The following is a 12,306-nucleotide window of genomic DNA, read 5'->3' on the forward strand; positions in this document are numbered from 1 at the left end:
GATTATTCCTTGGTGATCCGATCAATTTCTTCCAGACTGGTTATTCCCATGCTTACCTTGTTGAGTCCCGATCTACGCAAATCATTAAAACCTTCAGCCAGCGCGCACTCCGCCAGTTGATCGGTATTGCCGCCGTTTAAGATCAGTGTACGCATTTTTTCGGTCAGCGTCAGGACTTGATAAATACCGACTCGACCTTTATAGCCATTGGTGCAATGATCGCAGCCGACCGCACTGAACATTTTAAGATCGCGTAACTCTTCTGGCTTAAAGCCGGTCTCAAGGAGCACTTTATCGGGAAGGTTGGCCGGGACTTTACAGTGTTCACAAAGCCTCCGGCCCAGACGTTGCGCCATAATCAAATTAACCGAAGAAATGATGTTGAAGGCCGGTATGCCCATTTGCAGTAGCCGATTTAAGGTTTGCGGGGCGTCATTAGTATGCAAGGTTGATAGCACCAAATGTCCGGTTTGTGCGGCTTTAACGGCGATTTCGGCGGTTTCCAAATCACGAATTTCGCCGACCATGATGATATCAGGATCCTGCCGTAAAAAAGCCCGTAAAGCACTGGCAAAGGTCAGGCCTGCTTTAGGGTTCATATTGACCTGGTTGATGCCTTCTACGGTGATTTCAACGGGATCTTCGGCGGTGGAAATATTGCGCTCCACGGTATTCAGGATATTTAAACCGGTATAGAGGGTAACGGTTTTACCGCTACCCGTTGGCCCTGTCACCAGGACTAAACCGTAAGGTTTGTTGATGGCTTCAAGGAATATCCTTTGTTGTTCCGGTTCAAAACCCAGTTTTTCGACGCCTAGCTGGGCGCTGGTAGGATCCAAAATACGCAGTACGACTTTTTCGCCGAATAGGGTAGGACAGGTATTTACCCGGAAATCAATGGCGCGATTTTTGGATAAGGTCATTTTGATACGGCCATCCTGAGGGATCCTACGTTCGGCAATATCCATTTTAGACATCACCTTGATGCGGGAGATAAGTCTGTTGGCGATGCTTTGGGGTGGCATGGCAACCTGGCGAAGTATGCCGTCAGATCGGTAGCGGATGCGGAAAATTTTTTCGTAGGGTTCCATGTGTATATCGGATACCCCCTGTTTGATCGAGTCTAGCAATATCTTGTTAACGTAACGCACAATAGGTGCATCATCAATGTCTGAGTTGACTTCGGCTTTAGCGGCATCTTCTTCGCCCCCGCTGATGTTCAGGTTGTCCAAATCCTCGTCAAGCATATCCGTCATTGAGGCATCGGCGGCCTCTAAGGCGGCCTCAATGGTTTTGGCAAGCTTATCTTCTTCAACCAGAACGGCTTCGGGATTAAGGCGGCTGTGGAACTTTATGTCATCCAGGGCGTGAAAATCGGATGGATCGGATATGGCGACAAATAGTGTTTTTCCCCGGGTAAAAAGGGGAAGCGCATGGCATTTTCGGATGAGTTTTTCACCTACCAGCGTTACCGGGAGTTTACGGAAGTCGATTGCATTCAGGTCAAAAAAAGGCATTCCAAATTCAATGGAGGCTTGGAATGCGATCACCTTGCTGTCAATAAGCTTATGGCTGACAAGATAGCGTATTAGCGAGACCTGTTTTTTATACGCTTCCTGGTTATGGGTTCGCGCATCATTGGCAGTGAGCAATCCTTTTTCAATCAAGCGCCGTATAAGGCCGCTAAATTGTAAATCTGTTAGTGCCGTATTCATAGGATGATTGCTTGGTCAGTTGTTTGCAATTATTTGAGCAAATATAGGTTAAAAAGGGGCAAGGCGATGGGCTAAAGGCTGTGGGCGCGAATTTATTCGCGTTGTTGACGAGTATTTAGTCAATTTAGAAATGACAGGTGCCTGTCACTGTGGGGGCGGCTTTAGCCGCCAAGTGGCGACTGAAGTCGCCCCCACATCCAGTTGCTTAACTGTCAGAATAAAGTTGACTGAATAGCTAGGCGCGAATAAATTCGCGCCCACAGAAGCAATAATCGCCCCTTCACCCGTCACCTGCCTTTCTTACAACGACCGAATTTTACGTTGCTGTTCTTCCAGGTTGTTAAGCATCGAACGTAAATCAGCCAGTTTGGCTTGTTCTTTATCGATAACTTCCTGAGGCGCTTTGTCGACAAACGCCGGGTTATTCAACTTGCCCTCGACTCTAGGCAGGTCGTTATGGATTTTTTGTATTTCCTTTTCCAGTCGTGCCAGTTCCGCTTCCTTGTCGATTAAGCCCGCCATCGGAATCAGGATTTTCATCTCGCCGACTAAGGCCATCGCCGATTCGGGCGTGGTGTCATCAGTGTTTAACCAGGTGATTGATTCCAGCCTGCCCAGCTTTTGTAAATAAATCCGGTTGTTGGCTAAACTTTGTTGATCGGCCTCCGAGCCGCTTTGCAATAATATCGGCAGTGGTTTGCTCGGAGCGATATTCATTTCGCCACGAATGCGGCGCACGCCCAGAATAAAACTCATTACCCAGTTGGTTTCGGCGATGGCGTTAGCATCGATTTGCGCTTCATCGGCAACCGGGTAAGGCTGCAACATGATGGTATCGCCTTTAATTCCCGCCAATGGTGCAACCCGCTGCCAGATTTCTTCGGTAATAAACGGCATAATCGGATGCGCCAAACGTAAAATCGACTCCAAAACCGTCAGCAAGGTTTTACGGGTGCCGCGTTGCAGCGCCTCGTCATCGGATTGCAGCGATATTTTTGACAGTTCCAGATACCAGTCGCAGTACTCATTCCAGGTGAACTCGTAAAGGGCTTGAGCCGCCAGGTCAAAACGGTAGTTGTCGATCGCGCTGCTGGTAACTGCGGTTACCTGATGCAGACGGGAGGTAATCCAGCGGTCCACCTGGCTGTATTCACAAGGTGCAGCAGACAAACCGTTATCCTGCTCTTCGGTATTCATCAGCACGAAACGCGCGGCGTTCCAGAGCTTGTTGCAGAAATTGCGATAACCTTCGGTGCGGGCAAGATCGAAACGAATATCGCGGCCTGTAGACGCCAACGAAGCAAAGGTAAAACGCAACGCATCGGTACCGTAAGACTGAATGCCGTCCGGAAAATGCTTGCGGGTATCCTGCTCGATTTTTTTGGCCAGATGCGGCTGCATCATGCCGGAAATGCGTTTGGCTACCAGCGCTTCCAGTTCAATGCCGTCGATGATGTCAATCGGATCGAGCACATTGCCCTTGGATTTGGACATTTTTTGGCCTTCGGCATCGCGCACCAGGCCGTGGATGTAGACTTCCTTAAACGGCACTTCGCCCTGAAATTTCAAGCCCATCATAATCATCCGCGCCACCCAGAAGAAAATGATGTCAAAGCCGGTCACCAGTACGCTGGTCGGGTAATGCTTGGCCAATTCCGGGGTTTGCTCGGGCCAGCCTAAGGTGGAAAAAGGCCACAAGGCGGAAGAAAACCAGGTGTCCAGCACATCTTCATCCTGTCTAAGCGCATAGTCGGCGGACAGATTATGCTTGGCGCGGACAGCCTGCTCGGAGTTGCCGACATAAATATTGCCCAGTTCGTCATACCAGGCCGGGATACGGTGCCCCCACCAGATTTGCCGCGAGATACACCAGTCCTGGATATTGCGCATCCAGTCGAAATAGGTGTTTTTCCAGTTGTCCGGCACAAACTTGATGTCGCCGTTTTCAACGGCGGCAATCGCAGGTTCCGCCAATGGCGCAACCTTGACGTACCACTGGTCGGTCAACAGCGGTTCTATAATGCTGTTGCTGCGGTCGCCGCGCGGCACCATTAATTTGTGATCGACGATTTTTTCCAGCAAGCCTGCGGCGTCAAGATCGGCGACAATTTGCTTGCGCGCTTCAAAGCGGTCTAGGCCGATGTATTTGGCTGGAATCAGCTCGTTTTCGCCGTCGTCGTTAGCGCGTATCGCGGCGTCAACGGTAAACAGGTTAATCAAGCCGCCGTGCGGCAAATCCTGAATAACCGAGGTATGACGGTGACGCGTCCAAACTTCGTAATCGTTAAAATCATGAGCGGGAGTAATCTTAACGCAGCCGGTGCCGAATTCGGGATCGACATAGTCATCGGCAATAATCGGTATGCGACGGCCTGTTAACGGCAGTTCCACAAACTCACCGAGCAGATGCTTATAGCGCTCGTCGTTCGGATGTATCGCTACCGCCGCATCGCCCAGCAGGGTTTCAGGGCGGGTGGTCGCAACAATTAAATGTCCCTGGCCGTTGGACAGCGGATAACGCAGATGCCACATGAAACCGTTTTCTTCTTCCGACAACACTTCCAGGTCGGAAACGGCGGTATGCAAAACCGGGTCCCAGTTGACCAAACGTTTGCCGCGATAAATCAGGCCTTCCTCATACAGCCGGATAAACACTTCCTGCACTGCATCGGACATGCCCTCATCCATCGTAAACCGCTCCTTGTCCCAGTCCAGCGAAGAGCCCATGCGCCGCAACTGGCGGGTAATCGTGCCGCCGGATTCCTCCTTCCATTCCCAGACTTTTTCCAGGAATTTTTCGCGGCCCAGATCATGGCGGGTAAGGCCTTCCGCATTGCACAGCCTTTCGACCACCATTTGCGTGGCAATGCCCGCATGGTCGGTGCCCGGTTGCCACAAGGTGCTACAGCCTTTCATCCGGTGATAGCGGGTCAGCGCATCCATGATGGTATCCTGAAAGGCATGGCCCATGTGCAAACTGCCGGTGACATTGGGCGGTGGAATCATGATGCAATAGGATTCACCCCCCGGTTTGGCGGCTGCCGAACCTGCTCCCGGCAGGTTTCCGGCATACACACCATCCTTGGCGCTAAAATAGCCTTTGTCTTCCCAGGTTTGATACCAGCGTTGTTCGATTGAATGCGGGGCGTATGTTTTTTCCATGGATGCGTTATTATTTTTGTGAAAAATTGGGTATTTTAGCAGGATTAAGCAGGTAGGGTGAGCAAACGGGCTTTATCGTTCGCCCACTTTTTTATCCGTGATTGGTGGGCTTAATATAATATTGTATCGTTTCTACGGCAACCTTGTGAACGATAACTATCGCGGGCGCGGGGCCCGCTCCTACAAACATGATTCCTACAAACATGATCCGTACAAACATGATTCATACAAATATGATCCGTACAAACATGATTCATACAAATATGATCCGTACAAATATGATCCGTAGGAGCGGGCCGCGCCCGCGAGCTTTAACAATTAAAAAGCAATAAACAGATGCTTAAGATGCTGGCGCAGATTCCATTTGGCATCGGTGTTCAATGCGCGTTCCAGGCAGATAAAGGCTTGCGGGTTTGCCAATAACTGGTCGACGGTTTTGTTCGACAGGGTATTGTCCAGGCAGATCAAAGCCGATTTTTCGCCGTCGTTGGCAAGGCTGACGCTGTTGGCGGTGAACTGGGGTTGTTCCTGCATCTGATAATTCAGGCGGAAGCCGTTTTTTAGCAACACTTCATCGCGTATCTCGTGCGGCTCAAACAGGCCGATCAGTTGCGCTTCTTTTTCGCTGATGTAAGCTTCCAGGCGTTGCAGGTTTTCCGCTTCCGAAGCTTCCGGGTCGGGCTTGAAATCGACGCGCGGAAAATGCGATTTGGTTAGTTGGTAGACTTTAAAACCGGCGTCTAAAGCTTGGGGGTTGTTGCCGTAGCCGTTAATTACCCGTTTAACGCGCTCGATGGTGATGTCGGATATTTTTTTGAAACCGGCTTTGTAGGCTTCGGAATCGGCTTTGATTTGTTCGGGCAGCTGGACGAGGATGAACTTGCGGTTGCCGTTGTCTTGTTTGTTGAGTTCCAAGACGGCTTGAGCGGTCACTCCAGAACCAGAAAAGAAGTCCAAAATCGTATCATTTGGCTTGGTGCAAGCTTGTGAAAGAAGTGTTTTTAAAAGTGATACCGGTTTTGAGTAGTCAAAAATATTGCCGCCTAAAATTTGCTGAATTGCTCGAGTGGCTTCAGTATTGAGACCAACTTTATCCATCATTAAAGAAGAAAATGGATTATATGTGCTTTTTAATTCATTCCTGTACCGCTTTAGCATTGGGCGTTTACTGCTGTCCTCAGGAAAATAAACTCGCCCTTCTACTATCAACTTATCCATTGATTTAGGAATGTAAGCCCAAACTCTATTAGGATTAAATGGAAAAACATTGCTTGTAGCCGGATCAATAAGATCATAAGCCTGATTTGGACGCATGGAAGCCGTCATGCCAACCGTTAAATCGCCTAATACCCACTCACCACGGGAGTCATTATCAGGATTTGAATAGTTATTAAAATCCTTTTCATATCCTGCAAAATCGTTTAATTCACCTTTGTGATAGCAAACAACATATTCATGATCAGTTGAAACATTATTATCAGCCATAGCCGATGAAGCCCGGCGTTTCCAAAGTAACTGGGCAACAAAATTCTCCTCCCCAAACACCTCATCCATCGCCTTGCGCAGGTTATGCACTTCATTGTCGTCTATCGAAACAAAGATCACGCCATCGTCTTTCAGCAGTTGCCGCGCCAGCAGCAAGCGCGGGTAGATCATGTTCAGCCAGTTGGAGTGGTAGCGGCCGTCGCTGTCGGGGTTGGTGTCGACTTTTATCCCGGCTTCCACGCCGCCGGTTTGTTCCCAATAGGCTTTGCGCTGTTCGTTGTAGTTGTCGGAATAAACAAAGTCCTTGCCGGTGTTGTAAGGCGGGTCGATATAGATGCACTTGACCGCGCCACGGTATGCGGCCAACAGGCATTTAAGGCTTTCCAGGTTTTCGCCTTCGATAATCAGGTTGCCGCCTGCCTTGTCGGGATTGACCGAGCGGGCTTCATCATAGGTCAGCGCGGCGGTGGTCGGGCTGTAAGCGGCCTGTTTGGCGTTGCGCTTGCCTGACCAAGTGAAGTCGTAACGTTCTTTGTGCTGGCTGGGCTCGCCCGCCAGTTGTTTAAGGTCATCGAGCTTAAGCCGGCCTTCGCCATCGAACAGGTCGGGAAACAGGCGCTTTAATTCTTGCAAGCGCTCTTGCTGGCCATCGGGGGTGTTGGGCATTTTGTTTTGCAGGGTGGATTCGTTCATTTTTATTTTAGGGTGATGATGCCTTGTAGGGGCGATCCGGCAGGTCGCCCATGATAATGTACGATATTTAAACAAGGGCGACCTGCCGGATCGCCCCTACGACGATTATATCTTTATATCGCCATAATCTTTAACCGGCGCGTGAAAGCTGGCTTGCTTATAGTTGCCCGAATCTTCTTTAACTTGGTAGGTAATATCGCCGCCAATTTCGGCACGAATGCCCAAGGCCTGAAAATGTTTGACTGCGCATTGTATTTTGTTGCGTTCGTGTTCGGTGAGGGCTTTGTCGTCGTTGATGTCGTTGGTGCTTTTGGTTTCGATGACGAAATACAGTTCGCTGCTTTCAGCGTTTTTAAGGCTGCTTTGTTTGACGACCAAGCCAAAGTCCGGGCGGTAATATTCACCAATGGGCGTCGGGATTTTGTAAAATTCAGGCAGTTTCAGCAGGCAGACAACTTTCGGGTCGTTGTCGGCTTGGCGGGCAAAGTTATGTTCCGGTTGGGAATCGGCGTCGCAGATGGCGTAGTCGTAAATGCCTTTGTTGGGCGTGGGCTCAACCGGCGCAAAGGTATGAATCGCCTCTTTGAATAAATCCAGCGGAAAGCTGTCGCCGGTTTCATGGTAACTGAGGGTGCGTAGCATTTCGGCCAGTTCAATGCGCCTGAGTTCTTTGCTGGCTTGTTGAATAAATAACGGCGGATTGCGCAGTATCTGGGCTTTGTTGTCCAATGCTTTGATGATTCTGAATACTACGCTGTAGCTGAGCGAAGTGTTCTCGCTGATTTCTTCAACAATATCCGCCGCCGAGTAACTGGCTTTAAGCTGGGCGATTTCCCGGCCGATTTCTTCGCCTTGGCCTTGGATGTTTTGCAGTGCTTTGATGCGGGTCAGGCGTATCTCGGCTTCGTAGCTGGCGATTTTTATTTTGTTAAGCGCTTCAATGCCGCAGCGGATAATTTCCGCTTCATCAAAACTCACGGTGTATTGAGTTTTTCTCGCCAATGCCTGCCAAAAATTACGAAAGCTGTCGCTATTAAAGCGCGTATCGTTGCGGGTCAGTTTGTTTTGCTTTTTGTTGCCTTTGCTGTTTTTACGCAGCGGCGGTTGTTTGCCGTCTTTACCGAATTCTTCCGACAATTGCGCCTGATATTGCAAAGCGAAGGTTTCGTAGGTTTCGTTGGGGATCAGGGTTAGCACGTTGATTTCATCGTCGGCATCGTCGCTGGCCGGGTCATAAATGCGCTGGCCTTGCTGATTGACGCAGATGCGCAGGCCCCGGCCTATCTCCTGACGTTTTTTGATTTCGCTGTAGGTCTGGTTAAGCGTGGCGATGTTGAAAATATTCGGGTTATCCCAGCCGACGCCCAGCGCGGAATGCGAGAAAATGAACTCGACCGGGTTGTCCAGCGACAGCAGTTGCTGTTTGTCTTTGAGGATAAGGTCGTAGATTTCCCGGTTTTTAAGCATCGCGCTTTCGTTGTCGGTAAATTCGCCTTTGCCGGTGCGCGCAAAGTAGTAGCCTTGCAATGCCACAATTTGTGCGGGGCTGAGCTGTTTGCCGGTGCGCTCCTGATGAACGCGCTGATATTCTTCGGCAAACAGCTGTTTTATCAGCGGCTCGGCACCGATGTAATTATCGACTTTGTCGATAAAAATCAGCGACAGGCATTTGATGCCGCGCGGGCTGAGTTTTTTCTGTTTATCAAAATGACTGCTGATTAACCAGTACAGTTGCTGGCGGAATATGCCGCCAATATCGCCCTGACGCTGGTTTTGTTCTATTTCCACGCCGTTGCTGAAATGGATTTTCCAGTGCTTATCTCGCAAGCCTTTGTAGATGCGTTCTACGGTAAAATCCTGATAGCTGATATTGTTGGTGATTGCGCCCAAATTATCGCCGACTTTCAGCCATTTGCTGGGTTTAAGCGAAAAGCCGGTTTTGAGATTGTGCCAGAGCTTGAGCTTGGCTTTTGGGTCTTGTCCTGCCTGGGCTTGAATCTCCTGCAACTCTATTTTAAGGGTGGCTTCATCGTTGATTTCTGCCACCGACAACACTTCAATTTTTTTCACCAGACCTTCGGCGTAAGCATCGTAAGGCGTTAAACGATACAGCCGGTTGATGATGCGTTTATGGGTGGCAGAGTAACGAAACATAAACAGCGGCGTCAAGGTAGTCAGGCGTTTTTGTGCCAGTTCGGTATCCATGCCTTCTTGCGGCTCGTCCATGATAATGATGGGCCGGGTTTGTCCCAGGGCTTCCAGATAGCTAAAGCCGCCGATGCTGTCATCCCGGCCGGTTTGGTTGAGGATGCGGTCTTCGGCGGTGAATGCCTGAACGGTGGTCAGCATGATTTGCGGCTGATCGTCGTTGATAAAATGTTTGAGTTGATTCAGGCGTTTGCTGTCGTATTCAAACCAGTGGATGTTGTGTTGATAATAGTCTTTAAGCTGTTCGGCAAAGCTCTCCAGCGTGTTGATGATGCCTTCTTTCACCGCTATGGAAGGCACGAGTATGATGAATTTGGTGTAACCGTATTCTCGATAGAGTTCGTACAAGGTGCGAATATAAACCAGTGTTTTGCCGGTTCCGGTTTCCATTTCGATGCAGATTTGCGGTTCTTCGCTTAAGGCGGCTTCATTTTCTGCAAGGGTATTTAGTTGCAGGATACTAAGTTTATTTTTGTGTAGTTGTTCCAGGCTTAGTAAGCACAGGTTTGGGGCAATATCGGATGCATTAGTTTGTGATAGTAACGGACGTTCAGAGACATTTTTGCTTTGACCGTTGAAAAGCTGAACTGCGCTTTGTATGGCTTTGTTTTGATAGAGCAGGTCTTCAAGCTGAAGTTGCATCGTGTTCCTTGTTTTGCGGTAAGTGTTGAAGATGCGTGCTTGGCTACCAATCTTTATGCGTAGTAATGGTCATGCCTGACTGCTGATAGCGGCGGTAACGGTTTCTGCCGGCTTCTTTGGTCGTTTCGCTATTATCCAGTATTTCAAGAATGCGCTCGGTTTGCGCTCCAAAGTTAGGATAATGCGAAGACAGGTTGAATAAGACTTTTTGCCAGTGTTCCGGCGCGTCCAGCGAGCCGATCAGGATGACTTTTTCTGCGGCATACATGCCATCCTTGGCGATATCGGGCTGTTCGCCGGTATATATCCGGTGCGGGATAAAACTGCCCGCCCTGAAAGTCCAGAGCAGGTCGTCCATAACTTGGCTTTGTTCGGCCGAATCGGCCAGCACATAGCAAAAACACCCGCTGCGATAGGCTTTTTCGATCAGTTTGCAGGCAAACAGATACCGATCTTCTAGCGATTCTGTCGGCAGTATGTAAAAGCTGACTTCAGCCACTTAGGTGATTTCCACTAATGAATCGACTAAAAAAATCGTCCACGAAAAATACGAAAATTCTGATAACACGGTTGCTGTGACTGCTTTTTTCGTGTCTTTCGTGGATAGGGTTTTTTCTGCGGATCACCTTATGCCTTGGGCTGTTGGGCGCGGTCAATCAGGTACTGGCTTAATAACGATACCGGGCGGCCGGTTGCGCCTTTGGTTGGGCCGGTGCGCCAGGCGGTGCCGGCAATATCCAGATGCGCCCAGCGGAATTTTTCGGCAAAACGCGACAGAAAACAGGCGGCAGTGATGGTGCCGGCATCTTTGCCGCCGACATTGGCCATGTCGGCGAAATTGGATTTAAGTTGTTCCTGATATTCTTCCCATAGCGGTAAACGCCAAACGCTGTCGTTGGCGGTTTCGCCGGCCGCGCTCAGGTCATTGCACAAGGCGTCGTCGTTGCCGAGCAGGCCGCTGGTTACGCGGCCTAAAGCGACCAGGCAGGCGCCGGTCAGGGTGGCCAAATCGATCACTACCTCGGGATTGAAACGTTCGGCATACGTTAACGCGTCGCACAGCAGCAGGCGGCCTTCGGCATCGGTATTCAGCACTTCAATGGTTTTGCCGGACATGCTGGTCAAAATATCGCCCGGTTTATTGGCGTCGCCATCCGGCATGTTTTCTGACGAGGGAATCAGGCCGATAATATTCAGCGGCAGCCGCAGCTGCGCCACGGCAAGCAAGGTACCCAGAACAGACGCGCCGCCGCACATGTCGTATTTCATTTCATCCATGCCCGCAGGCTGTTTTAATGAAATGCCGCCGGCATCGAAAGTGAGGCCTTTGCCGATCAGCACGATAGGCTTGGCGTCTTTATCGCCACATTGATAGCTTAGGGTAATGAATTTTGCCGGTTGACGACTGCCGCGCGAGACCGATAGCAAAGCGCCCATGCCCAGTGCAGTCATATCGGATTCTTCCAGGACGTTAACATCCAGGCTGGCGTATTTTTTACTCAGCTCTATCGCTTGTTCGGCAAGATAGGTCGGCGTGCAGATGTTGCCCGGCAAATCGCTCAGGTGTTTGGTCAATTCCATGCCTTCGGCAATAGCTTTGCCTTGCAGCATCCCTGAATGCGCCAAATCCCGTTCGGTTTCGGTGGCGGCGATGCTGATTTTTTGAATCTGGCTTTCTGTTTCTTTATCGGATTTTGTGTGGGTAAATTGATAGGCGGCATCGTTAAAGACTTCGATGATGTGCCGGGATTTCCATTGCCGGTCACGGCCTGCAACATCGCATTCCGCCAGACAGCAGACTACCGATTTTATTTGCGGCTTTTTCACGCTGTTGACGGCGGCGAGCAGCGCTTTTTTGTAGTCTTTGCCGGATAATGGCTTATTTTCGCCCAGTCCGACCAGCAAGATGCGTTCAATCTTGCTGTCTGGAACGGCGTTGATTAACACGGTTTCGCCGTTTTTTCCGCCCAGGTCGCCACGGCTGACGATGGTGTTAATGAGTCCGTGGGTGCTGTTGTTAAGCGCGGTTGCTGACGGACTGAGTTGTTGGTCTTGATAAACGCCGACAATAATACAATCACATTGCAGGTCTTCTAATGGCGCGGTTTCTATTGAATAATCCATAACTTAACTCGTTGATGTGTAAGAGAGCATTATCTTGAACAGGCAGGAGAAATTGTCGCAAGATGAGCCGTTTAGACGCAATTATACAACATAAATATCGATTTTTGATTGAGCTGGTACGGTTGGCGGTAAATTGGATGGTTTAGATTCATCAAATTTCTTCGCTGGTCTGAAACCTACCCCTTCAGGGGGATTATTTGAGTTTGACAACGATGCACTGGCATCGTTATCTTTTTTGGTAACCTCTTCGTTTACGGGGAGGAACAATCCGCCGACC

General features: G+C 49.8%; 6 protein-coding genes. All 6 read right to left on the bottom strand.

Annotated elements, in window-relative coordinates:
* Positions 1-2: 2 nt before the first annotated feature.
* The 6 genes from pilB to ABXJ76_RS03085 all read right to left on the bottom strand — a co-directional run bounded on the left by pilB (position 3) and on the right by ABXJ76_RS03085 (position 12,029).
* Positions 3-1,715 (bottom strand): type IV-A pilus assembly ATPase PilB, encoded by a 1,713-nt coding sequence (pilB, locus tag ABXJ76_RS03060; RefSeq protein WP_432743985.1) that lies wholly within the window; start codon positions 1,713-1,715, stop codon positions 3-5.
* 300 nt (positions 1,716-2,015) lie between these two features.
* The gene (locus ABXJ76_RS03065; RefSeq protein WP_432743987.1) at positions 2,016-4,877 is read right to left on the bottom strand and encodes a valine--tRNA ligase; all 2,862 of its coding nucleotides are present in this window, start codon (positions 4,875-4,877) and stop codon (positions 2,016-2,018) included.
* 318 nt (positions 4,878-5,195) lie between these two features.
* Entirely contained in the window at positions 5,196-7,055 is a 1,860-nt protein-coding gene (locus ABXJ76_RS03070; protein ID WP_432743989.1) for a site-specific DNA-methyltransferase, read from the bottom strand.
* A 105-nt stretch (positions 7,056-7,160) separates the two neighbouring features.
* Entirely contained in the window at positions 7,161-9,905 is a 2,745-nt protein-coding gene (locus ABXJ76_RS03075) for a DEAD/DEAH box helicase family protein (RefSeq protein ID WP_432743991.1), read from the bottom strand.
* A 43-nt stretch (positions 9,906-9,948) separates the two neighbouring features.
* Positions 9,949-10,404, bottom strand: coding sequence for a DNA polymerase III subunit chi (locus ABXJ76_RS03080; RefSeq protein WP_432743993.1), 456 nt, complete (start codon positions 10,402-10,404; stop codon positions 9,949-9,951).
* A gap of 128 nt (positions 10,405-10,532) precedes the next feature.
* On the bottom strand, positions 10,533-12,029 hold the full coding sequence (locus ABXJ76_RS03085) for a leucyl aminopeptidase (RefSeq protein WP_432743995.1): 1,497 nt from the start codon (positions 12,027-12,029) through the stop codon (positions 10,533-10,535).
* Positions 12,030-12,306 lie beyond the last annotated feature (277 nt).

The sequence above is a fragment of the Methylobacter arcticus genome (assembly GCF_050917435.1).
In the GTDB taxonomy this organism is placed as follows: Bacteria; Pseudomonadota; Gammaproteobacteria; order Methylococcales; family Methylomonadaceae; genus Methylobacter_A; species Methylobacter_A titanis.

Coding starts and splice junctions, on each gene's coding strand:
- ABXJ76_RS03075 (WP_432743991.1), bottom strand. CDS start 9,905: ATGCAACTTCAGCTTGAAGACCTGCTCTATCAAAACAAAGCCATACAA.
- ABXJ76_RS03070 (WP_432743989.1), bottom strand. CDS start 7,055: ATGAACGAATCCACCCTGCAAAACAAAATGCCCAACACCCCCGATGGC.
- pilB (WP_432743985.1), bottom strand. CDS start 1,715: ATGAATACGGCACTAACAGATTTACAATTTAGCGGCCTTATACGGCGC.
- ABXJ76_RS03085 (WP_432743995.1), bottom strand. CDS start 12,029: ATGGATTATTCAATAGAAACCGCGCCATTAGAAGACCTGCAATGTGAT.
- ABXJ76_RS03065 (WP_432743987.1), bottom strand. CDS start 4,877: ATGGAAAAAACATACGCCCCGCATTCAATCGAACAACGCTGGTATCAA.